At 61.3% G+C, this 21,847-nt stretch carries 21 protein-coding genes; 8 read left to right on the forward strand and 13 right to left on the reverse strand.

The window, feature by feature from the left end; genetic code table 11:
* Positions 1-39: 39 nt before the first annotated feature.
* From ARC39_RS17385 to hslO, 5 genes are read right to left on the reverse strand one after another with little or no spacing between them, the layout of a single operon-like run.
* Complete coding sequence (locus ARC39_RS17385; RefSeq protein WP_068116118.1) at positions 40-633, reverse strand: LysE family translocator; 594 nt, start codon at positions 631-633, stop codon at positions 40-42.
* Positions 626-1,222, reverse strand: coding sequence for a LysE family translocator (locus tag ARC39_RS17390; protein ID WP_068116119.1), 597 nt, complete (start codon positions 1,220-1,222; stop codon positions 626-628). The genes ARC39_RS17385 and ARC39_RS17390 overlap by 8 nt, the downstream gene beginning before the upstream one ends.
* Before the next feature lie 49 nt (positions 1,223-1,271).
* A complete protein-coding gene (locus ARC39_RS17395) occupies positions 1,272-2,420 on the reverse strand; it encodes a CCA tRNA nucleotidyltransferase (RefSeq protein ID WP_068116120.1) in 1,149 nt (382 codons plus the stop codon).
* Positions 2,420-3,025, reverse strand: coding sequence for a CoA pyrophosphatase (locus tag ARC39_RS17400; RefSeq protein WP_236545295.1), 606 nt, complete (start codon positions 3,023-3,025; stop codon positions 2,420-2,422). Before ARC39_RS17400 ends, ARC39_RS17395 begins: the two co-directional genes overlap by 1 nt.
* Positions 3,012-4,007, reverse strand: a complete 996-nt coding sequence (gene hslO / locus ARC39_RS17405; RefSeq protein WP_068116122.1) for an Hsp33 family molecular chaperone HslO — start codon at positions 4,005-4,007, stop codon at positions 3,012-3,014. Before hslO ends, ARC39_RS17400 begins: the two co-directional genes overlap by 14 nt.
* Positions 4,008-4,084: 77 nt before the next feature.
* Between hslO and ARC39_RS17410 the strand changes: the two genes are divergently transcribed.
* Entirely contained in the window at positions 4,085-4,519 is a 435-nt protein-coding gene (locus ARC39_RS17410; RefSeq protein WP_068116289.1) for an NUDIX domain-containing protein, read from the forward strand.
* Between the two features lie 11 nt (positions 4,520-4,530).
* On the opposite strand, the gene ARC39_RS17415 is transcribed toward ARC39_RS17410, so the two are convergent.
* Complete coding sequence (locus ARC39_RS17415) at positions 4,531-5,826, reverse strand: PP2C family protein-serine/threonine phosphatase (RefSeq protein WP_078059344.1); 1,296 nt, start codon at positions 5,824-5,826, stop codon at positions 4,531-4,533.
* A gap of 155 nt (positions 5,827-5,981) precedes the next feature.
* On the opposite strand from ARC39_RS17415, the gene ARC39_RS17420 reads away from it, so the two are divergent.
* Complete coding sequence (locus ARC39_RS17420) at positions 5,982-6,314, forward strand: Hpt domain-containing protein (RefSeq protein WP_068116123.1); 333 nt, start codon at positions 5,982-5,984, stop codon at positions 6,312-6,314.
* Between the two features lie 101 nt (positions 6,315-6,415).
* Here ARC39_RS17420 and ilvA read toward each other — a convergent pair whose 3' ends face one another.
* Positions 6,416-7,660, reverse strand: coding sequence for a threonine ammonia-lyase IlvA (gene ilvA / locus ARC39_RS17425; protein ID WP_068116124.1), 1,245 nt, complete (start codon positions 7,658-7,660; stop codon positions 6,416-6,418).
* On the opposite strand from ilvA, the gene ARC39_RS17430 reads away from it, so the two are divergent.
* A complete protein-coding gene (locus ARC39_RS17430) occupies positions 7,659-8,993 on the forward strand; it encodes an argininosuccinate synthase (protein WP_149866473.1) in 1,335 nt (444 codons plus the stop codon). The genes ilvA and ARC39_RS17430 overlap by 2 nt on opposite strands.
* Positions 8,994-9,024: 31 nt before the next feature.
* Here ARC39_RS17430 and ARC39_RS17435 read toward each other — a convergent pair whose 3' ends face one another.
* Both ARC39_RS17435 and ARC39_RS17440 read right to left on the reverse strand, forming a co-directional pair.
* Positions 9,025-9,735 (reverse strand): sulfotransferase-like domain-containing protein, encoded by a 711-nt coding sequence (locus ARC39_RS17435; protein ID WP_068116126.1) that lies wholly within the window; start codon positions 9,733-9,735, stop codon positions 9,025-9,027.
* Positions 9,732-10,652: a D-amino acid aminotransferase gene (locus tag ARC39_RS17440; RefSeq protein WP_068116127.1), complete on the reverse strand. Its 921-nt coding sequence runs from the start codon at positions 10,650-10,652 to the stop codon at positions 9,732-9,734. Before ARC39_RS17440 ends, ARC39_RS17435 begins: the two co-directional genes overlap by 4 nt.
* A 146-nt stretch (positions 10,653-10,798) precedes the next feature.
* On the opposite strand from ARC39_RS17440, the gene msrA reads away from it, so the two are divergent.
* On the forward strand, positions 10,799-11,461 hold the full coding sequence (gene msrA / locus ARC39_RS17445) for a peptide-methionine (S)-S-oxide reductase MsrA (protein WP_068116128.1): 663 nt from the start codon (positions 10,799-10,801) through the stop codon (positions 11,459-11,461).
* A gap of 24 nt (positions 11,462-11,485) precedes the next feature.
* Here the strand turns inward: msrA and ARC39_RS17450 are convergent, their stop codons facing one another.
* A complete protein-coding gene (locus tag ARC39_RS17450) occupies positions 11,486-12,379 on the reverse strand; it encodes a ribokinase (protein WP_068116129.1) in 894 nt (297 codons plus the stop codon).
* A 4-nt stretch (positions 12,380-12,383) separates the two neighbouring features.
* Positions 12,384-14,639, reverse strand: a complete 2,256-nt coding sequence (locus tag ARC39_RS17455; protein WP_068116130.1) for an NADP-dependent malic enzyme — start codon at positions 14,637-14,639, stop codon at positions 12,384-12,386.
* A gap of 257 nt (positions 14,640-14,896) precedes the next feature.
* On the opposite strand from ARC39_RS17455, the gene mutS reads away from it, so the two are divergent.
* A complete protein-coding gene (gene mutS, locus ARC39_RS17460; protein WP_068116131.1) occupies positions 14,897-17,521 on the forward strand; it encodes a DNA mismatch repair protein MutS in 2,625 nt (874 codons plus the stop codon).
* Positions 17,522-17,585: 64 nt separating this feature from the next.
* Here mutS and ARC39_RS17465 read toward each other — a convergent pair whose 3' ends face one another.
* Both ARC39_RS17465 and hrcA read right to left on the reverse strand, forming a co-directional pair.
* Entirely contained in the window at positions 17,586-18,164 is a 579-nt protein-coding gene (locus ARC39_RS17465; protein WP_068116132.1) for a nucleotide exchange factor GrpE, read from the reverse strand.
* Between the two features lie 8 nt (positions 18,165-18,172).
* Entirely contained in the window at positions 18,173-19,237 is a 1,065-nt protein-coding gene (hrcA, locus tag ARC39_RS17470) for a heat-inducible transcriptional repressor HrcA (RefSeq protein WP_068116133.1), read from the reverse strand.
* Between the two features lie 129 nt (positions 19,238-19,366).
* Here hrcA and rph point away from each other — a divergent pair, with 129 nt between their 5' ends.
* Genes rph through hemW form a run of 3 tightly spaced genes read left to right on the forward strand, consistent with a single transcriptional unit; the run spans position 19,367 to position 21,847 of the window.
* Entirely contained in the window at positions 19,367-20,080 is a 714-nt protein-coding gene (gene rph / locus ARC39_RS17475; RefSeq protein WP_068116134.1) for a ribonuclease PH, read from the forward strand.
* 2 nt (positions 20,081-20,082) lie between these two features.
* Positions 20,083-20,694 carry an RdgB/HAM1 family non-canonical purine NTP pyrophosphatase gene (gene rdgB / locus ARC39_RS17480; RefSeq protein ID WP_068116135.1) on the forward strand — a complete coding sequence of 204 codons (612 nt, stop codon included), beginning with the start codon at positions 20,083-20,085 and terminating at the stop codon, positions 20,692-20,694.
* On the forward strand, positions 20,654-21,847 hold the full coding sequence (hemW, locus tag ARC39_RS17485) for a radical SAM family heme chaperone HemW (RefSeq protein WP_068116136.1): 1,194 nt from the start codon (positions 20,654-20,656) through the stop codon (positions 21,845-21,847). The genes rdgB and hemW overlap by 41 nt, the downstream gene beginning before the upstream one ends.

Consider the following 21,847-nt stretch of genomic DNA (forward strand, 5'->3'; position numbering starts at 1 on the left):
TCCTTGGGGAACGATGGGGCGGTGTCTAGAAACCCCCTGTTACAGGAAAACCATTGCAGCGGAAAGCGCAAGCGCCGCTGCCATCGCGGAATTGAACAGCGAGAATGCGCGCGGTGTGGTGAGCAGAAACGTCAGCAGCGACCCGGCAAAGGTCCAGAAAAGGCAGACGAAGAGATTGATTCCGGAAAAGGCGGAAGCCATGCGCGCGGCTTCGCCAATCGGTGACAAACCGCCCGGGAAACCTGCTGATGCCGCAACCGCGAGCGCCCAGATCTTCGGGTTCACCCACTGGAACAGCACCGCTTCTACGAAGGTGAAGGGCCGGTCACTCTCCGAGAGCGCCTGACGTCGCGCGGCGTTGAAGAGCGTCCATGCCATCCACAGAATCCAGCCGGCCGCAACGAGTTTCAAGACAAGCTCAAGCGCTGGAAGGCGCTGTAGCAACGCCCCCAACCCGAATGCGGTCAGTCCGCTGGTAACACCGACGCCCGCAGCGACGCCCAGCACGTGCGGGAGTGTGCGCCGGAACCCGAAGCGTGCGCCGGACGCAGTCAGCAGGATGATATTGGGCCCCGGAGAAAAGAGCCCTGCGAACACGAATGCGTAAAGCGGATCGACAGGAAAATCAGTCAAGAAACAACAGCACCACGCAGCCGGCGATGACTGCGCCCATCGCGATATTGAACCACCGCAGCCGATGCGCGGTGTTGACCCAGCGGGTGATCGCTTGGCCAAGAACGGCCCACGTCGTTGCACTGCCGAGACCCACGACGAGGAAGACAGCACCGACTATGAAAGCCGATTCAAGGGGCGATGCGGGATCAACGAACTGGCTGGTAAGCGCCACGGCGAAAGCCCAACCCTTGGGGTTGATCCACTGAAAGGCTGCTGCTTCCAGAAACGTGAAAGGCCGCGGTTCTCTTCCCGGGGTACTGATCCCGCCGGATGTTGCGATCTTCCAGGCAATCCAGATCAAAACCACTGCACCCAACCAGCGCAATCCCTCACGGAGCAATGGCGATGCCTGGAACAGCCCTCCCAGGAAGAAACCCACGAGAAAGACCATCAGAGGAAAGCCAAGGCCGATACCGAACACATGCGGCCAGGTGCGCCGCAGACCGAACGTCGCGCCGGAATTGGCGACAAGCGCGTTGTTCGGGCCCGGTGTCCATGCGGCAACCGTTGCAAGTGCGAGCAGCGCAAACAGGGTATCGGCCGTCATACTGTTCTCCCTTGGAAGGCCGGATCAATGGCGGGCCGGGTCGTAGGCGTCAAGCCAGCAGGTCTTCGCGGGACAGAGAGAACCCGGAGTCGATCCACCGCCGTTCGCGCGCCTTCATCTCCTCTCCAAGGTGCCGGCCTGCGAAGCGTGGCATCAGATCGCGCGCGGATATGGGAAACACGGCACGCGCACCACGTGCAACATCCTCCAACGCGGCGGGTGGGGTCGAGACACCGACGAAGGCTGAATGCAAGAGCACCGCTGCCGTGCCATCCTCCGCGCCATTTCGGTATCCGAGCTCCGCCGCTCCCTGACCGGACCGCGCTGCCTGACCGATCGCGGACAGGCGACGCGCCTCTGCCTTGCTTAGGCGCAAGCGATCCGCCGCCCCCTGCCCCCCAATTGCGGCCAGCCGAAGTACAGGGTCGGGTGCCCGGCCGGCCTGCATCTCCAGATGCACGAGGATCGGCAATGCTGTCATGTCCGCCCCTGGCAAGATCGCTCCAAGCACACCCGTGGTCTGCATCACGGCAACCGCCTGGCTGGGATCGGGCGCCGCGAGCAGTTTTCGCATCTCGCCCCCGATCCTTTCCGCAGAGATTCTGTCGAGCCCGTCCAAATGCGCGGCACAGGCCGCAAGCGCCTCGGGATCCATTCCCTGGTCGGGATCGGCATACCAGGCTGAAAAACGGAAGAACCGCAGTATGCGCAGGTAATCCTCCTGAACGCGCTCGGCCGCCTGACCAACGAAGCGGAGGCGCCGCGCACGAAGATCAATGATGCCGCCGAGCGGGTCGACGATGTCTCCCCGCCGGTCACAGTAGATCGCGTTCATCGTGAAATCGCGGCGCCGCGCATCTTCGATGACATCCGTTGCAAAATGCACCACCGCCCGTCGCCCGTCCGTCTCAATATCGTGTCGAAACGTGGTGATCTCGAAAGGTTCGCCGCCGGCAATGACCGTGACCGTGCCGTGATCAATACCAGTGGGGATCACCTTAAGCGCGGCATCCTCCATGATGGCGATGACTGAATCCGGGCGTGCGTCCGTGGAAAGGTCGTGATCCGCGACCGGGAAGCCCAGCAGCGTGTTGCGCACGCAGCCACCGACGTAAAGCGCTTGGTACCCGGCCGCCTCCAACAGTGCACAAACCTGTTGCACAGCGGGGTTGTCGAGCCAGGAGGCCTCGATCCGCATCAGCTTGGCATCCGGTCTGCCAGAGCGCGCAACACGCGCGCCGTCGCACCCCAGATATAGTAGGGACCGTGCGGCACAGTGTAGAAGCTGCGCCACTGACCACGCCATCGGCGTCGTTCGATCGAAAACCGGGCCGGTGTCGTGACCAGCTCCAACGGAACGGTGAAGATCTCCTCCACCTCGCCGGGCTCGGGAACGGGATCGAAACCGTGCCGCAGCAATCCAACAACCGGGGTCACATCGAAACCGGTGACCGTTTCATGGCTCGGCAAGGTTCCAAGGATCTCGACCGCATCGGGCGGAAGTGCGATTTCCTCCTGTGCCTCCCGCAATGCAGCCGCAGCCGCGTCGGTGTCGGCCTCGTCAAGCTTGCCGCCGGGAAAGGCGACCTGACCGGGATGATGCTTCAGACGTGACGACCGTTTGGTGAGATAGAGCCGCACACCACGCGGCTCAATCGCCACAGGCACCAAGACCGCCGCCGCACGCAGACGCCGGCCTTGCGGCAATACGACATCCGGATTCAGGTCGTAGTCGGACGAGGGCTGTCCAGGTGCCGCAATAGCGCTCTGAAGTCGCCCGCGGAGTGCGTCACGCGTCGTCACCCGGAGCCTCCTCGGCCTCGAACCCCAATGTCTTTGGGTCGAACTCATAATGCGCACCGCAAAACTGGCAATCGGCCGTCACGATACCCTCGGGTGTCGTCATGTGCGCAATATCCCGCGCCGAATAGATCGACATCGATTGACGGACCTTGTCCGGCGAGCAGGTACAACCAAACTCCACCGGCTGCGCGTCGAAAACGCGCGGGCCTTCTTCGTGGAAGAGCCGCACCAGCAGTTCGGTCGGTTGGACCCGCGGCCCGACGAGCTCCATGTCCTCGACGGTGTCGAGCAGCACGTTCGCGCGTTCCCAATGCTCTTCCTCTTCGCCCGACAGGATGTCGTGCGCCGTCATCAGCCGTTGCTCGGTCTCGTTGTTTTCGGGAGCGACGAAGGGCGAGGCCTTTGGCATCGACTGGAGCATTACACCGCCGCCACGCCACCCGCCGTGGCCAGGGTGGTTCGATTTGCCAAATCCCAGTGCGAAACGCGTCGGCAGCTGCTCGGACTGCGCGAAGTATGTCTCTGCACAATGAGCCAGACTGCCCCCGGCGATCGGCGTGATGCCCTGATAGGGTGTCATTCCCTTGCCCTGATCTATCAGGATTGCGAAATACCCCTTGCCGATCAGATCGAACGGCTTGCCATCGAGCGAACGCTCGGCATCGTAGCTGGCGTAGGCGCGCAACTGAGCTGGTGCACCCGCTTCGGTCGGGCCGTAGTAATCGGTCGCGATCAAGCGCGCGGGCCCATCGCCGCGCACCTGCAAGGAGAGTTTCCATCTGAGCTTTATCGTCTGGCCGACGAGAGCGGTCAGCAGTGCCATCTCCGCCACCAGCGCTTCAATCGCCGGCGGGTAGTTGTGCTGAGACAGCACATTGTCGAGGACGGAATCCAAGCGGGTTATGCGACCACGGATATCCGAGCGATCGAGTTGGAAAGGCAGGACGGTGTCGTCCCACGCGATTCTTGAGCCGAGTGTCATGGGGTTTCCTTGCGCGCCTGTCGCTGGCATACCGCAGCCATGTAGGCGCCGCAATGCGCCGTGAAAAGGGGGCGGCCATGATCCGACGCGTGGGAGAACCGGTTGAGCCCGGACGCCGCTACATTCTCAGACCCGGCGCCTATGCGATCCTGCGGCGCGGCGGGCTGGTGCTCCTGACGCATCAGGCGGAACCCATCCCCGAGCTGCAGCTTCCTGGTGGCGGGGTCGACCCCGGCGAACAGCCGGTCGCGGCATTGCACCGCGAGGTCTACGAAGAGACGGGCTGGACGATGCAGCTTGAGCGTCGCCTTGGTGCGTTTCGCCGTTTCACGTTCATGCCGGAGTACGACATCTGGGCGGAGAAACTCTGCACAGTCTATCTCGCGAAACCCGGACGTCGGCTCGGGCCGCCGACGGAGGAGTTGCATTTACCGATATGGCTGCCAATCCGGGAAGCTGCCGAAACCCTCGGTAACGCCGGAGATCGTCACTTTCTTCGGTCAATCAGCTAGTGGGTCCCACATTAGTCGGCGTTCCGTTTCGGCGCTCCGAACTCGAACAGAACGGCTGAAACGTCGTCGGAGAACTCGCGGTCACCGCTGTATCGCGCCAAATCCCAGGTCAGGGCTTCCATGAAGTCCTGTCCGGTCAACGACCGGTTGCCCCGCAACAGCTCTTCGAGACCGGCGGTATCGAGCATTTTGCCGTCCGCGGTCTCGCATTCGGTCACACCGTCGGACGAAATGAAGATCCGATCCCCGGGCGCGAGCCGCGTGACAACGGGGGTATAATCTGCATCCGGGATAAGCCCCACCGGCAGTCCACCGTCGCCAAGAAACTCGATCCGGCCGTCAGCGCGCTGCACCGCGGGATGCGGGTGGCCGGCCTGAACCATGCGCACGTCTCCGCTCACCAGGTCAATATCGGCAAAGAGAAGCGTGAAATAGGTTTCGGTTTCGAGTTCCGTCAGGGTCAGGTGATTGAGTTGCGCCGCAACCTCCTCGGGCGGGTGAGCGTCGTAGATCCCGAACTCCCCTTCGTAGAGCGCGACGTTCTGCTCTGGCGAACTGCCCGATAGAAAACCCGCAAGTCGCGCCGTCATCAGCGCCGAGGCAACACCGTGGCCTGACACGTCGATCGCAAACACCGCCACGCGGCGGGCGTTGATCGGGAAAAAGCCCACCAGATCGCCACCGACATGTCCGCTCGGTCGCAGCAGTAGCGAAATCTGCGACCCGCCGAAGTCGCGGAACCGCTCCCGCACGAGGGATTGCTGGAGTTTCCGGGCCTCGACGAGGTCGCTGTCGAGTGAATCGTAAAGCGTTTGCAACTCGGTCAGGGTGCAACTGAGCAGGTCGTTCTTTTCGACAAGCTCCTGTTCCATCCGGAGTATTCGCTCGCCTGCATTGAGCCGCGCCCTGAGTTCGTCACCCGAAACCGGTTTGGTCAGAAAATCGTCGGCGCCGGCATCCAGTCCCTGAACGACTTCCACCGACTCCGACTTGGAGGTGAGAAGAATGAAGTACCCATAGTTCCGGCGGTCCATCCTCCTGAACGCCTGACAAAACTCCGGTCCGTTCATTTCCGGCATCATCCAGTCGCTGATGATGATGTCGGGAGGATCCACAATGCACTTCTTGAGCGCCTCGGGACCGGAAGACGCCTCTTGGACCTCGTACCCCCACCGGCGGAGCGACGCGCAGAGGATGCGCCGTTGCAGGCGGCTATCATCCACGATCAGCACGCGGCGCACCGGCTCGGTTGACGCCACCGACGCATTTTCGGGTCTCTCTTCGGCTGATGGCAAGTTCAGGCCCATGGTCGCATATCTGGTCCACCGACTTCGTGACACATCGCCATTAACGAGCGGTGAAGCGAATTCGGAAATGCGTCTCTGCCGACATCAAGGGATTCTTAAACTTGCAGGCGTAGGTCGGACATGTGGAGAGCTCGAAAGTCGAGAGAGGATTTCGAATGATCGACTGGAAGCGCGTATCGGAGTTGCGGTCGGAGATCGGCGCGCCCGAATTCGATGAAGTCGTGGAACTTTTCCTGGACGAGGTCGAATGCCTTCTCGACCGGATGCGCACTACTCCCAAGCCGGAACTCATTGAGGAAGACCTTCATTTCCTGAAGGGATGCGCCGTCAATCTCGGTTTTTCCGACTTCGCGACCCTGTGCCTGCAAGGCGAGACGATGTCGGCCGCAGGAAAACCGGAGTCTGTTGACCTGGAACAGGTTTTTGCGTCCTACGAGAGTTCCCGTACGGTGTTCCTGGCCGGCGTTGCCGCTGGTCTTGCTGCCTGATCTGGCAGGCACCATTGCCCGACATCTTCGCGCGCTCGGCGGTTGCAAGCAACGTCACACTCTTGCGAACAGCGCGCCCGGCATCCCGGGCACTGCCAGCGTCAGATTACGAATTCCGCGAGAATCTCATCGCTCGTGATGTCGTTGTAGACGAAACCGTGCGCGTCGAGACGCGCGAAGAGCGCGGTGAAATTCGCCGCGTGCGATGTCTCGATCCCAAGAAGGACCGACCCGAAATTCCTGGCAGATTTCTTCATGTATTCGAAGCGCGCGATGTCGTCTTCCGGCCCAAGCAAATCCAGAAAGTCGCGCAATGCGCCCGGGCGCTGCGGCAGCCGCAGGATGATGTATTTCTTCACACCCGAATGGCGCTGCGCCCGCTCCTTTACCTCCGGGAGCCGCTCGAAGTCGAAATTGCCGCCCGAAGTGACGCAGACAACACGACGCCCACGGATCTGGTTGGACAAGTCCGGTAACACGTCCACTGCAAGTGCCCCGGCCGGTTCCAGGACGATACCCTCAACATTCAGCATTTCGAGTATGGTCGTGCAGATTCGATCCTCCGGCGCGCGCAGCACATCCGCCGGGGCAACGCCGGCAAGCGCGTCGAATGGCAGATCTCCGATTCGAGCGACAGCCGCCCCGTCGACGAAGGAATTGACGCTTGGCAATGTCACCGGATGACCGGCAGCCACCGCTGCGGTCAGGCTCGCGCCGCCTTCAGGCTCCACATAGCGCAGACCGACCAGCGGCGCGGTATCCGCAAGGTATCTCGTCACCCCTCCCGAAAGCCCGCCACCGCCGACCGGAAGAATGACCATGTCGGGCGGGTCGATCTCGTCGAGCACCTCGACAATGACCGACGCCTGGCCCTCGATCACGTCCGCATCGTCGAACGGCGCCAGGAAGTATCCGGATTCGGCCGCACACCACCGCTGCGCCTCGGCAAGCGTGTCGTCGAAATAGTCGCCGACAAGCCGAATCTCCACGGCGTCACCGCCGAAAATCTGCGTCTTCTGGATTTTCTGCTGCGGCGTCGTAACGGGCATGAATACCACGCCCCGCACACCGAAATGACGGCAAACATAAGCCACACCCTGCGCGTGGTTTCCGGCGCTGGCGCAAACGAACAGCGATTGCTCCGGACGTTCCGCCAAAACCTTCCGCATCGCGTTGAACGCTCCGCGCAGCTTGTAAGAGCGCACCGGCGCCAGATCTTCGCGCTTGAGGAAGATCTCCGCACCGAAGCGGTCGGACAGATGATCGTTACGTTGCAGGGGTGTCGGTGGAAACAACGCACGCAAGGCCGCGGTGGCGCCACGGGCATTTTCGGAAAAATCGCTCATGGAGGCGGCGTTAGCAAAGATACCGACCGTTCGCCACGGGAATCCGCCTTGTGGCGCAGGCGCTTCCCGTCTAAACGGCACCGTCGTACGACAAGCGACGGAGCGAGAGATGACCCAGCCCAAGAAAGTGGTGCTTGCCTACTCGGGCGGCCTCGACACCTCGATCATCCTCAAGTGGCTACAGGTGGAATACGGCTGCGAGGTCGTGACCTTTACCGCCGATCTCGGCCAGGGTGAAGAACTCGAACCTGCACGCAAAAAGGCTGAGATGCTCGGGATCAAGCCCGAGAACATTTTCATCGAGGACCTTCGCGAAGAGTTCGTTCGCGATTTCGTTTTCCCGATGTTCCGCGCCAACGCGCAATACGAGGGTCTTTACCTGCTCGGTACCTCGATCGCCAGACCACTGATTTCAAAACGACTGGTGGAGATCGCCGCAGAGACAGGCGCCGACGCGGTCTCCCACGGTGCCACCGGCAAGGGCAACGATCAGGTACGCTTCGAGCTTTCCGCCTATGCGCTGAACCCCGAGATCAAGGTGATCGCGCCCTGGCGCGAATGGGACCTCGGCAGCCGGACCAAGCTTCTGGAATTTGCCGAAGCCCACCAGATCCCCATTGCCAAGGACAAGCGTGGCGAAGCGCCATTCTCGGTCGACGCGAACCTTTTGCACACCTCCTCGGAGGGCAAGGTGCTGGAAGACCCGGCCGAAGAGGCGCCGGATTATGTCTACCAGCGCACGGTGCATCCGGAGGACGCGCCGGACACACCGGAATACATCGAGATCGAATTCGAGAACGGTGATGCGGTAGGGATTAACGGAGAGCGTCTGAGCCCGGCCACTATCCTGACGCAACTCAACGACTACGGGCGCAAGCACGGTATCGGGCGGCTCGACCTTGTCGAGGGGCGGTTCGTCGGCATGAAATCCCGCGGCATCTACGAGACGCCCGGCGGCACCATTCTGCTCGACGCGCACCGGGGAATCGAGTCGATCACCATGGACCGCATGGCGATCCACCTGAAGGACGAGCTGATGCCGCGCTATGCGGAGCTTATCTATAACGGCTTCTGGTACAGCCCGGAGCGCGAAATGCTCCAGGCACTGATCGACAAGAGCCAGGAGCATGTAACCGGTACCGTCCGAATGAAGCTTTACAAGGGTCTCGCCCGCGTGGTCGCGCGGTGGTCGGAGCACTCGCTCTACTCCGAGGAGCAAGTGACCTTCGAGGAAGATATGGGCGCCTACGACCAGACAGACGCCCAGGGCTTCATCCAACTTCAAGGTCTGCGGCTAAGGCTACTCGCGAACAGGAACCGGAAGTTCCGGTAGTCGCGAAGCGGCGGGCGTGCGCCTCGGTGCGTCACCCCGCCGGTGGCAGTGCATTCGCCGTCAGGGACTCGTAGTACGGCATCGCTGCCGTCAGCACTCCGCGCAGGTCTTCCGGCACGTCGGGCAACGGTCCCTCCTTGCCCGCGAATCCGGTGCTTTTCCACACCGCGCCGTACCAATGCGGCGCCCAGACACCGTCGCACGCATGTCCGCCCTCGGGCCAGCGCAGCATGGCCGGATCGAAGTCGAGACCGATCTCGGCGCAGAGCGCCCGCAACATGCCCTCCGGATCGTCCCGAATATCGTGGCTGTCGATCACCACGCCGCCAAGCTGTGCGTAGAGCTCCGCCTGTTGCCAGAATCCGATGTCGTCCAGCGTCGGGTTCTCCCGCTTCGCTCCGTAGCTCGCGATCACCCGAGCCGGATGCCGGATCAGAAACACGTTGACCACATCTTCAAGCCACTCGCGCGGCACAACGGGCAGCATGTGCTGTGTCATCAGTTTCATGTAGAGGTTCGGCTTACCCTCTGGAGCTGAGCCCGTCAGCTGCGAAATCACCTCCTCGGCATCCTGCGGTTGCGCTGCCAGGATTTCTGCACGCATCGGATGGTTCAGTCCCGTCGCAGCCAGATAGGCCGCGTAGAAGGGCTCATCCACGGCGGCGAAATCCGCGCGATTGGCGAAGGCATACATCATGGCCGTGGAAAGATTCCGCGGTCCGGACCACATGGCGATTTTCAATGCTGGCTCTCCTGAACAACCAGTTCCTTGTAGAGCGCGCGGAGTCGTTCCGTCATTGGGCCAATCCGGCCCGAGCCGATCCGCCGCCCGTCGATCTCTCCCACCGGGGTTTGCGCGCCAAATGTGCCCGTAAGGAAGGCTTCGTCCGCGCCATATGTATCGACCAGCGAGTAATTGCGCTCGAAGATCGGAATCCCGTTGGCACGACACAGCTGAATGACCTTTGCCCGGGTGATACCGTTCATGCAGTAGTCTCCGGTGGAGGTCCAAACCTCTCCCTTGCGCACGATGAAGAAGTTGCAGGCATTCGTCGTGTTCACGAAACCGTTTACATCAAGCATCAGTGCTTCGTCGGCCCCTGCTTTTTCGGCCGCGATACAGGCGAGGATACAGTTCAGTTTTGAATGCGAATTGAGTTTAGGATCCTGGCTCATCGGCAGACCACGAACATGCGGCACCGTGGCCAATCGGATAGGGCGCGGCAGTGCGGGTGTCGAATGCTCCATGATGATCGTGACGGTCGGCCCCTGCTGCGACAAAGACGGGTGTTGGAAGGGTCGTGATTTGACGCCGCGCGTCACCATGAGTCGCGCGTGGGCATCGGTCTCCATCCCATTGGCAAGCCGTGTCGCTTCCAGAGCTTCGACAACTCCGGCGCGATCGAGGCCGATATCCATGTCCACGGCGAGAGCGGCCTCGAAAAGCCTGTCCAGATGATCATCGAGAAAGGCCCAGCGACCGTCGTACAGACGCAGCCCCTCCCAGATCCCGTCGCCAAGCATGAAGCCGCTGTCATAGACCGAAACCAACGCCTCCGATTTCGGTACGATACGTCCATTGAGGTAGATCAGGATTGAGTCGTTACGGGCGTCGTCTGCCGCCTGATGTGTAGAAATCTTGTCGTCTGTCTTACGCATGCGGGCGACCCTATGGCGAGGAGACGAGGAGGAAAAGCCTGAAACCTGCGTCACCTGTACGTGATGTCACCCGCGCGTGAATTGCAGGTGACAAACGGCAGGCGCCACTATCGATCTGTCCCTTTGACGCATCCGAGGTTCGCCCGATGAATTCAGCCGTCGAAACACTCAAGCCTCTCGCGCTCGCCGTAGCTATCGCTGTCGGGTTCGCGCTTCATTGCTCCCAGGCGCAAAGTGCGGAGGCGAAAACGGCAGTGTTCGCTGGCGGCTGCTTCTGGTGTGTCGAGGCCGATTTCGAGTCCGTTGACGGCGTGCTCGAGGCCGTATCCGGCTTCACCGGCGGGACGGTCGCCAAGCCCAGCTACAAACAAGTAACGAAGGGTGGTACCGGGCACTACGAAGCGGTCGAGATTTCCTATGATCCCGACCGCATCTCCTATGAAAATCTGGTCTACCTGTTCTTCCGGTCGGTCGACCCGACGGACGCGGGCGGGCAGTTCTGCGACAGGGGCGAAAGCTATCGCACAGCTGTTTTCGCAGCACCCGAACAGGAAGCCGCCGCCATTGCTGGAAAACAGGATGCCGCACAAGAACTTGGGCGCGGAATCGTGACGCCGATCCTTCCGACTCAACCGTTCTACCCGGCGGATTCCTACCACCAGGACTACTACAAGAAGGGAGACCTGATCCTGACCCGTTTCGGGCCGCGTTCGAAAGCGGAAGCCTACAAGCTCTATCGAAAGGCTTGCGGCCGCGATGCGCGCGTCAAGGAATTGTGGGGCAACGCAGCGATATTCGCAGGCGAGTGACCAGACGCGGTACGCTTTCGGCTTTTAGCCCGGTGCGGCCACGTCTTCGAGAAAGCTGCGCACCTCGTCGATGGGCGGTATCGCCTCGGCCGTGCCTTCCCGTGTGACTTTCAGAGCCGCCGCGCCCACAGCGAGTTCCAGGCATTCCGCAATTGGCAGGCCCGCGTCGCGACCGGCGCAGAAATACCCGATGAACGTGTCGCCCGCTCCAGTTGTGTCTACCGCGACGACCTTTGGTGCTGGAACGTTCAGGGTCTCACCGGAGGCCAGATCGTACCACGTGGCACCGCGAGCCCCATGCGTCACCAGCAGTTGTGAAACCGGCAACTCGGTGATCGATACGCCCAGCGCGGTGGCCACCTGGTCTGCCTCAACTTCGTTGACAACGAGAAGATCAACGTAGGGCAAGACCTCCTGCACGGCGCTCACATCAAATGGAGCGGCAGAGTAGACCACCTGCATACCGCGGGTGCGTGCCCGCCGCGCAGCGTATTCCTGTCCATTTGTCTCGTTCTGCATCACCAGCATGTCGCCGGGCTGTGCCTTGGCCAATGCGGCCTTGATATCCGCATCCTCGATCATCCGGTTTGTACCGGCGAAGATCACGATGCGGTTCTCGCCATCCGGATTCACGAATATCAGCGCGTGGCCCGTGGGCGCGGCAATGTCGATGGAGACATGGGTCACATCGACCCCCACGGATTTCATGAGTTCGGCTGCCCACACCCCTTCTCCGCCGATGGCGCCGATGTGGTGCACATCGCCTCCCGCCCGTGCGATTGCGACGGATTGGTTGGCGCCCTTGCCACCAAGACCGCTCTTGCAGCCCGAGGCGGCCAGCGTCTCCCCGTCCACGGGAAACCGCGGCACCCTGTAAAACCAGTCTGCGTTGATGGACCCGAGATTGTAGACAGTCATTGCTTCACCCGATCTTGCAGGCCGCGATTGCGGCCATGTGGAGTATATCGTTCACGGTCGCACCGGTGTGGCAGATTTGGATCTGAGCACCGACACCGGCCAGGATGGGGCCGATCACCGTGGCACCGGCCATCTCCTGCAACAATTTGACCGAGATGGATGCGGAATGCCGGGCGGGGACAACGAGGATGTTTGCCGGGCCAGACAGGCGACAAAACGGATAAGCCTTCATCTGTTCCCTGTTCAGGGCAACATCCACGGTCATTTCACCATCGTACTCGAAATCCACGCCGCGCGCGTCCAGCACGCTGGACGCCCGGTGCATCTTCGTTGCACGTTCCGAGACCGGGTATCCGAATGTCGAGAAACTGGCAAAAGCAACGCGCGGCTCCAAACCGAGGCTCCGGGCAACGCGGGCGGCCGCAATGGCGATATCCGCCAAATCTTCCTCGTCTGGCCATTCATGGACAAGCGTGTCGGAAATGAGAACCACACGGCCCTTGTAGAGCAACGCGGTCACGCCCACCGCCTCGTCCTCTGCCGAAACGGGGAACACGCGGTTCATTTGGTGCAGCACATGGGCCGCCTTCCGCGTCACCCCCGTCACCAACCCGTCGCCGTGGCCATGCGCAAGCATCAATGCCGAAAAGACGTGCCGGTCCCGCGCCGCCATGCGGAAAATGTCAGAGCGGTCAAAACCCTTGCGCTGGAGTTTCTCGTAGAGATAGGCGGTATAGGTCTCCAGGTGCCGGGAGTTTGCGGCATTCACGACTGTCAACTCGCGATATGCGTCACCCAGTCCCGCCGCCTCCAGCTTTTCCTTAACATCAGGTTCCCGACCGACGACAAGCGCTTTACCGAAGCCTTGCCGCTGGTAGGCAACGGCCGCCCGCAACACGCTCGGATCGTCGCCTTCTGCAAATATCATCCGGGCCTGCGCAGCCTTCGCACGTGCTGAGATAGACGACAGGATTGACGCCGTCGGATCCAACCGTTCCAGCAACCGCTGCTCGTAGGCATCCATGTCGACAATCGGACGGCGCGCAACACCGGTTTCGATGCCAGCCCGCGCAACTGCGGGTGGAATTGTGTGGATGAGGCGCGGGTCGAACGGCGTGGGGATGATATAGTCACGTCCAAAGGCCAGCTTCCGGCCATAGGCCATGGCGACCTCGTCGGGAACGTCTTCGCGCGCAAGCTTGGCCAGCGCATCAGCGCAGGCAATCTTCATCTCGTCATTGATCGCCTTGGCCTGGATATCCAGTGCGCCTCGAAACAAATAGGGAAATCCGAGCACATTGTTGACTTGGTTGGGATAATCCGAACGCCCGGTAGCCACGATCGCATCCCTGCGAACCTCGTGTGCCTCTTCCGGTGTTATCTCGGGATCGGGGTTCGCCATGGCGAAAATGACCGGATTGTCGGCCATCGAGGCCACCATTTCCGAGGTTACGGCTCCCTTTGCCGATACGCCCAGGAATACATCCGCCCCGCGCATCGCATCCTCCAGCGTTCGGTCCTCGGTCTTCGCGGCGTGGGCCGACTTCCACTGGTTCATCCGCTCCGTCCGGCCGTCGTAGATCACGCCCTTCGTATCGCAGACGATGCAATTATCATGCTTGGCCCCCATCGCCTTGACCAATTCGATGCACGCGATGCCAGCCGCACCGGCCCCGTTGAGGACGATCTTGCAGTCCTCGATCTTTTTGCCTGTCAGGTGCAACGCATTGATCAGCCCCGCCGCGCAGATGACGGCGGTTCCGTGCTGGTCATCATGGAACACCGGAATGTCCATGATCTCCTTCAGGCGCTGCTCGATGATGAAGCACTCAGGCGCCTTGATATCTTCGAGATTGATGCCGCCAAACGCTGGACCCATCAGTCGAACAGCGTTGATGAATTCGTCAGGATCTTCGGTGTCAAGTTCGATATCGATGGAGTTCACATCGGCAAACCGCTTGAAGAGTACCGCCTTACCTTCCATCACAGGCTTGGCGGCCAGGGCACCGAGATTCCCCAGCCCCAAGATTGCGGATCCATTGGAAATCACCGCGACGGTGTTTCCCTTGGTCGTGAAGTCGTAAGCGGCTTCCGGCCTCTCCGCGATCGCTTCCACGGGCACCGCTACGCCCGGCGAATAGGCAAGGCTCAGGTCGCGCTGCGTGGTCATTGGCTTTGTTGCGACCACCTCGAACTTCCCGGGTTGCGGATCCTGATGATAGTGGAGCGCTTCATCCGCGGTTATCTTGTTCTTTGCCATTTCGTGGCTCCCCCGGCTTCGTCGTGTCATTGGGGCATATCTGCCCTTCGGCGGAAAAGCGAACCCACCGATTGACGCGGTTCTGTTTCATCGGTGGCGATGTGAACCAAATCCGGTCATCCGAATCCCAATGATCATCACACGATTGCCCTGCGGCCTGACGTCTTGGTTATTGCGAAACCGGCCTTCAATGCACGTGCGCGCTCGCCTATTGTCTTCAAACAATCGAGCAGGGGGAAACCGTGACCGTCACACCGATGATGGCGCAGTATCTGGAGATCAAGGCAGACCATCCTGAGGCACTGCTTTTCTACCGGATGGGCGATTTTTACGAAATGTTCTTCGATGACGCCGTCGCAGCAGCAGAGGCGCTGGATATTGCATTGACCAAGCGTGGGAAGCACGAGGGTAACGATATTCCCATGTGCGGCGTGCCGGTACATGCCGCCGAAGGCTACCTTCTCACGCTGATCCGAAAGGGGTTTCGGGTTGCCGTCTGCGAGCAAATGGAGAACCCGGCCGAGGCGAAGAAACGAGGATCCAAAGCCGTGGTCAAGCGGGAGGTGGTGCGCCTCGTCACCCCCGGCACACTAACTGAAGACACCCTATTGGATGCGCGGCGGAATAACTTTCTCTGCGCTTTTGCTCGGGTTCGAAACACCAGTGCACTTGCGACGGTCGATATCTCCACAGGGGAGTTGCGCGTCGGTGCCTGCCCCCTTGTCAAACTCGGACCGGAACTCGCCCGTCTTGCCCCGCGCGAGATCCTGGTTGCGGAGGTAGACGAAACAGATCTTCGTACTGTTGCCGTCGAAATGGGCGCAGCACTCACCCCCTTGCCCCGCACCAGTTTCGATAGCACCAATGCCGAAGCCCGGTTGTGCAAGGTCTATGGCGTCTCTGGACTGGAAGGCTTCGGTGCCTTCGACCGGTCCGAACTGGCGGCGCTCGGCGCAATTGTCTCCTACTTGGAAGTAACCCAAAAAGGCAAACTGCCCCTCCTGCGCCCGCCACGTCGCGAAGCGGCAGGCCAGGCAATGCAAATAGACGCTGCAACGCGGCGGAACCTGGAACTGACGACAAGCCTGTCCGGCGGGCGTGATGGCTCACTTCTTTCTGCGATCGACCGCACCGCGACCGCTACAGGCGGGAGATTGCTCGCGCAAAGGATATCCAGCCCGTCCTGCACCATTGCCGAGATCTCTGAGCGACTCGACACGGTACACTTCTTTGTCGAGGAAATTGCGACCTGCGAGTCCATGCGCGAACTGCTCCGCAAGGTCCCGGACATGGACCGTGCGCTTTCCCGCCTCGCGCTCGACCGTGGCGGTCCACGCGACCTCGCCGCGGTTCGCGCCGGTCTCACTCAGGCGGATTGCATCGCGGCACGTCTGCATGCGCCCGCGGAATTGGAATCGCTCCTGTCGCTGACATCGGACCTTGTTGGGTACGACAGGCTGATCGACCTCCTCGACGAGGCGCTTGTGGCAGAGCCTCCACTCCTCGCGCGGGATGGCGGATTCATTGCCCCCGGTTTCGACAGCGAACTGGACGAAGCGCGCACACTCAGGGACGAGGGTCGCAGCGTCATAGCGTCCCTGCAGGCACGCTACGCGGAAACGACCGGCATACCATCGTTAAAAGTAAAACATAACAATGTCTTAGGGTACTTCGTCGAATGCACCGCAACACATGCGCAGAAGATGCTCTCGGCACCGCTCAGTGAGAGCTTCATCCACCGGCAGACGACCGCAAACGCGGTTCGATTCACGACGGTCGAGCTGTCGGAACTGGAAACCAAGATCCTGAACGCCGGCAATCGGGCGCTCGAAATCGAGAAACGTCTGTTCGAGGCACTCCGCTCGGACGTGCTCGCCGCGGCTGCGGAGATTGGCCAGGCTGCCCGCGCCCTGGCATCTATTGATGTGGCCACGGCACTTGCCGATCTCGCCCGAAGCGAGAACTGGTGTCGCCCGACCGTGGATGAAAGCCGCGATTTCCAGATCGAAAACGGGCGCCACCCGGTGGTCGAACGGGCACTGAAACGCGATGGGCAGACATTCATTTCCAACGATTGTGCCCTGACCGCGGAAAAGGAGGCCGCCCATATCCGGCTGCTGACGGGCCCCAACATGGCTGGCAAGTCGACCTACCTGCGTCAGAACGCTCTCATCGCTCTCCTGGCGCAGTCCGGCAGTTTCGTGCCGGCCGCAACCGCGAAGATCGGACTGGTCTCCAGCCTCTTCAGCCGTGTCGGCGCGTCTGACGACCTTGCCCGCGGCCGATCGACCTTCATGGTCGAGATGGTGGAAACCGCCACGATCCTAAATCAGGCCGACGCGCGCAGCCTGGTAATCCTCGACGAAATCGGACGCGGCACCGCCACCTACGACGGACTCTCCATCGCCTGGGCCACCCTGGAACACCTACATGGCGTCAATTGCTGCCGAGCGCTCTTCGCAACGCACTACCACGAACTGACAACACTCGCGGCAAAGCTGGACGGCGTGGAAAACGCCACCGTTGCGGTCAAGGAGTGGGAGGGAGAGGTCATATTCCTGCACGAAGTACGCGATGGCGCCGCGGACCGCTCCTACGGGGTCCAGGTCGCCCGCCTCGCCGGCCTTCCGGCGTCCGTTGTCGAGCGGGCACGCGTGATACTGGACCAGCTCGAAAAGGGAGACAGAGAAGGCGGAAAACGACAAATGGCGCTGATTGACGATCTGCCGCTCTTTTCCGCTGTCCCCCAGGCGCCAGACCCATCGCCGATTCCCTCGGCCCTGTCGGAGCGGCTTGCCGAAATCCTGCCGGACGACCTCTCTCCCCGCGAGGCGCTCTCGCTTGTCTACGAGTTGAAACAGCTCGCCGGTCAGCGGGCCTGATCAGCCCATTTCTTCTGTCGATAAATATCCCCGCCGGAGGCGCGCCGCGCCAGCGGCGTCCCGATCAGGATGCCGGCGTGGAAGATACGCCAACCTGCGCCGGACGCAGAAGTCGCTCGTGCAGCATGAAGCCTTCCGTCATGACCTGAATGATATCACCCGCGACAGTGTTCGGCACCGGCGCTTCGAACATCGCCTGGTGCACCTGTGGGTCGAACTTGTCACCAACCGCAGGCTTCACCAGCACGATTCCGTGTTTCTCGAACACGTTCAACAACTCGCGCATGGTCAGTTCCACACCCTCGATCAGCGGGCCGGCCTGTTCGCGCTGATCGTCAGTGACGGCTTCCAATGCGCGGTTGAGGTTATCGTACACCGGCAGCATGTCGCGCGCGAGTTTCGAACCTCCGTATTGTTCTGCCTCGCGCCGGTCGCGCTCGCCGCGTTTCCGCGCATTCTCGGCATCGGCCAGTGCCCGCATGAACCGGTCGCGGAAATCGTCCCGCTCGACGCGAAGGGATTCCATCTCGTCGCCCTCGGCGAGCGGATCAGTCATGAATTCCTCGGCGTCCTCAGCCAGGCCCTCGATCGCAATATCCTCGAGGGAGGCTTCCTGTTGCTCGTCTTTTTTCGCTTCCGCCATCGTCGCTTCTAGCTCCGGTCCGATATCATCCTGCCCACAAGCTGCGCGGTGTAGTCCACGATGGGCACGATGCGTCCATAATTCAGTCGCGTGGGGCCGATCACACCGACCGCGCCCACAATCTTACGATCCGCGTTCATATATGGAGAAACCACCAGAGAGGAACCCGAAAGTGAGAAAAGCTTGTTCTCTGACCCGATAAAAATGCGCACACCCTCGCCCTCGTCGGTCAGTTCCAAAAACTCGGCAATGTCCCGCTTGCGTTCAAGGTCGTCGAACAGAGTTCTGATGCGCTCCAGATCGGCCGCTTGCGTGCCCGCTTCAAGGAGATTGGCTCGGCCGCGTACTATCAGGCGTTCCGTTGATTCTCCTTCGTTCTCCCAGATCGCCATGCCGCTTTCGACAAGGTCGCGTGCCAGTGTGTCGATTTCCTGTCGTCGCGTTGCGATTTCGCGCTCGATTGCCTGCCGCAACTCACCCACTGTTCGGCCGCCGGCAAGAGCGTTGAGAAAATTGGCCGCTTCGCGCATCGACGATGGTGTCTGGCCGGGCGGCGGCGTGAAGACCCGGTTTTCGACCTGGCCGTCGGCAAAGACCAGCACAACGAGGGCCCGATCCGGCGCCAGTTGAACGAATTCCACATGCCGGATCGCTGCCTCGTGCTTCGGGGCAAGGACCAGGCTCGCAACTTGCGTTGCCCCCGAGAGCGCGGCACCGACCTTGTCCATAAGAACGCCAATGTCCGCATCAGAGCCGTCCACGGTGGCGTCAATCCGTTCGCGGTCTTGGGCATCGAGATCGCGCACCTCCAAGAGCCCGTCCACGAACATGCGCAATCCCTGCTGTGTCGGGACGCGGCCCGCGGAAACGTGCGGCGAATCCAGCAGGCCAAGATACTCCAGATCCTGCATCACATTGCGGATGGTCGCCGCCGAAACTTTCTCCGACATCGCGCGGGTCAGCGTGCGGGAACCAACCGGATCGCCGGTGCTCAGATACCCCTCGACAACGCGCCGGAAAACCTCCCGCGAGCGGTCGTTCATCTGCTCCATGATCCGTGCGCTGTCGTTCATGTATCCCACCGGTTAGGCAAGCTGTCGTCGATACTGGATTTAGGTGCGCAACCCCGGCGGGGTCAATCGGGGTTGCATCACGGCGGCTTGAACGCCTAGAGGAAGACACCACCACTCAGGGAGACTGCCATGCGACCCTCCGGCCGCAAAACCGATGAAATGCGCCCGATCTCGATCGAAACCGGCGTGACAAGACACGCTGAAGGGTCGTGCCTGATCCGTTGCGGCGATACGCATGTTCTGTGTACTGCAAGCGTCGACGAGCGTGTGCCACCGTTCTTGAAAAATTCCGGGCTGGGCTGGGTAACGGCGGAGTACGGCATGCTTCCGCGCGCAACGCACAGCCGGATGAACCGCGAGGCAAAACGTGGGCAATCTGGAAGAACGCAAGAAATTCAACGACTTATAGGACGTTCTCTGCGGGCGGGTATTGACCGTGTGGCCTTGGGAGAGCGCCAGATCGTGGTCGATTGCGACGTGATTCAAGCCGATGGCGGTACGCGTTGCGCCTCGATCACAGGCGGGTGGGTTGCACTGCGACTGGCGGTCAACAAGCTGATGAAAGCCGGCGATGTGATCAGCGACCCGATCACCGATCACGTTGCCGCGGTTTCCTGCGGTGTCTATGCCGGGCAACCGGTCGTGGACCTCGACTATCCGGAGGACAGCGAGGCGGGAACGGATGCGAATTTCGTGATGACAGGCGGCGGCCGTCTGATCGAGGTGCAGGCCTCCGCCGAGGGTGCGACTTTCGGGCGGGACGAACTCACGACACTCATGGACCTCGCGGACAGCGGCGTTGCCACGCTCGTCGCTGCGCAGAAGAGCGCGGTGGAGGGCTGAGGATGCGGCAATTCGACGGCAAGGAGCTGATCATCGCTTCGCACAATGCCGGGAAGGTCCGCGAGATCGGGCGCTTGCTCGAGCCCTTTGGCGTCGAAGTGAAATCTGCCGGGGACATGGGGCTGGTCGAACCCGAGGAGACTGAATCCACATTCGCCGGCAACGCCCGGATCAAGGCCCATGCCGCCGCGAAGGCGACCGGTCTGCCTGCGCTTTCCGACGACAGCGGGCTCAGCGTGGATGCGCTGGACGGCGCGCCGGGAGTCTATACCGCCGATTGGGCGGAAACACCGGACGGTCGCGACTTCAAGATGGCAATGAAGAAAGTCTGGACCCGCTGCGAGAAAATCGGGGCGCCCGAGCCCCGCATCGCACGCTTTCACTGCCTGCTGTGCCTTGCCTGGCCGGACGGCCACGACGAGGTATTCGACGGCATTGTCGAGGGACATCTGGTATGGCCGATCCGCGGGGAGAACGGCTTCGGTTTCGACCCGATGTTCCAGCCGCTTGATGAGACCGAAACCTTCGGCGAGATGGAACCGGAGCGCAAACACGGCATGAGCCATCGCGCCGATGCTTTCGCCAAGCTGGTGGCAGGCTGCTTTGGCGGCTGAGGATTGGCAGAAATCCGGATTCGGGCTCTATGTCCATTGGCCGTTCTGCCAATCCAAATGTCCCTATTGCGATTTCAACTCCCATGTCGCGGACCGGATCGACCAGACACGGTGGGCGCGCGCCCTGTGCCGTGAAGTGGAGCGAGCCGGTGAGCTGACCGGACGCCGCCGGCTCGATACCGTTTTTTTCGGTGGCGGAACACCAAGCCTGATGGCACCTGAAACGGTGGCCGCGGTACTCGACACGGTTCGGGCAACCTGGCCGCTTGCCAATGATTGGGAGGTGACGCTGGAGGCGAATCCGACTTCGGTCGAGGCCGGCCGCTTCGCGGGTTACCGGCAGGCGGGTGTCAACCGCGTCTCGCTCGGCGTGCAATCGCTGAACGACACGGATCTGAAACGCCTTGGCCGCTTGCATAGCGCCGCTGATGCGCGTGCAGCTTACGACATCGCGCGCAACACATTCGACCGCGTGTCCTTCGACCTCATATATGCGCGCCAGCATCAATCCCTCGAATCCTGGACGGAAGAGCTGGACCGCGCGCTGGACATGGCGATCGATCATCTGTCGCTCTACCAACTAACGATCGAACCCGAAACGGCCTTCGGAATGCGGGCGGCCAAAGGCGGATTGACGGGTCTCCCCGATGAGGACCTGTCTGCGGACATGTACGATATGACCGTTGACGCGTGCGCACGTGCCGGGTTGGGCGCATATGAAGTATCGAACTTCGCTCGTCCAGGAGCGGAAAGCAGACACAATATGTTGTATTGGTCAGCTGGCGACTACGCAGGTATTGGGCCTGGTGCGCATGGCCGATTGACCATGGCCGGGCAGCGGTACGCGACAGCATCATGGTCAGCGCCCGGAACCTGGTTGGACGCGGTGGAGTCGGATGCGCCGGTGTTCGAGGTTTACACGGCGCTCACGCCAAAGGACGTTGCCGAGGAATACCTGATGATGGGATTGCGCGTCACACAGGGAATCTCACTCTCACGCCTTATATACATGGGAGCTGATCCGCACATGCCGCAGCGACTGGAAGATCTGAGGGCGAATGGCTTGCTGAAGCGCGACGGCGACCGAGTTTTCACGACGCGGCGTGGCCGCAACCTTTTAAACGCTGTGATTAGAGAACTGATCGTGGAGTAG

Source organism: Tropicimonas marinistellae, from assembly GCF_001509585.1.
Lineage (GTDB): Bacteria > Pseudomonadota > Alphaproteobacteria > Rhodobacterales > Rhodobacteraceae > Tropicimonas > Tropicimonas marinistellae.

Bases quoted from the DNA above. Each gene is read 5' to 3' on its own strand.
- ARC39_RS17390 (WP_068116119.1), bottom strand. From the start codon at position 1,222: ATGACGGCCGATACCCTGTTTGCGCTGCTCGCACTTGCAACGGTTGCC.
- hslO (WP_068116122.1), bottom strand. From the start codon at position 4,007: ATGACACTCGGCTCAAGAATCGCGTGGGACGACACCGTCCTGCCTTTC.
- hrcA (WP_068116133.1), bottom strand. From the start codon at position 19,237: ATGAACGACAGCGCACGGATCATGGAGCAGATGAACGACCGCTCGCGG.
- ARC39_RS17430 (WP_149866473.1), top strand. From the start codon at position 7,659: ATGGAGGCGGCGTTAGCAAAGATACCGACCGTTCGCCACGGGAATCCG.
- ARC39_RS17465 (WP_068116132.1), bottom strand. From the start codon at position 18,164: ATGGCGGAAGCGAAAAAAGACGAGCAACAGGAAGCCTCCCTCGAGGAT.
- ARC39_RS17420 (WP_068116123.1), top strand. From the start codon at position 5,982: ATGATCGACTGGAAGCGCGTATCGGAGTTGCGGTCGGAGATCGGCGCG.
- rdgB (WP_068116135.1), top strand. From the start codon at position 20,083: ATGCGGCAATTCGACGGCAAGGAGCTGATCATCGCTTCGCACAATGCC.
- hemW (WP_068116136.1), top strand. From the start codon at position 20,654: ATGCTTTCGCCAAGCTGGTGGCAGGCTGCTTTGGCGGCTGAGGATTGG.
- ilvA (WP_068116124.1), bottom strand. From the start codon at position 7,660: ATGAGCGATTTTTCCGAAAATGCCCGTGGCGCCACCGCGGCCTTGCGT.
- ARC39_RS17450 (WP_068116129.1), bottom strand. From the start codon at position 12,379: ATGACTGTCTACAATCTCGGGTCCATCAACGCAGACTGGTTTTACAGG.
- ARC39_RS17455 (WP_068116130.1), bottom strand. From the start codon at position 14,639: ATGGCAAAGAACAAGATAACCGCGGATGAAGCGCTCCACTATCATCAG.
- msrA (WP_068116128.1), top strand. From the start codon at position 10,799: ATGAATTCAGCCGTCGAAACACTCAAGCCTCTCGCGCTCGCCGTAGCT.
- ARC39_RS17410 (WP_068116289.1), top strand. From the start codon at position 4,085: ATGATCCGACGCGTGGGAGAACCGGTTGAGCCCGGACGCCGCTACATT.
- ARC39_RS17395 (WP_068116120.1), bottom strand. From the start codon at position 2,420: ATGCGGATCGAGGCCTCCTGGCTCGACAACCCCGCTGTGCAACAGGTT.
- rph (WP_068116134.1), top strand. From the start codon at position 19,367: ATGCGACCCTCCGGCCGCAAAACCGATGAAATGCGCCCGATCTCGATC.
- ARC39_RS17415 (WP_078059344.1), bottom strand. From the start codon at position 5,826: ATGGGCCTGAACTTGCCATCAGCCGAAGAGAGACCCGAAAATGCGTCG.
- mutS (WP_068116131.1), top strand. From the start codon at position 14,897: ATGATGGCGCAGTATCTGGAGATCAAGGCAGACCATCCTGAGGCACTG.
- ARC39_RS17440 (WP_068116127.1), bottom strand. From the start codon at position 10,652: ATGCGTAAGACAGACGACAAGATTTCTACACATCAGGCGGCAGACGAC.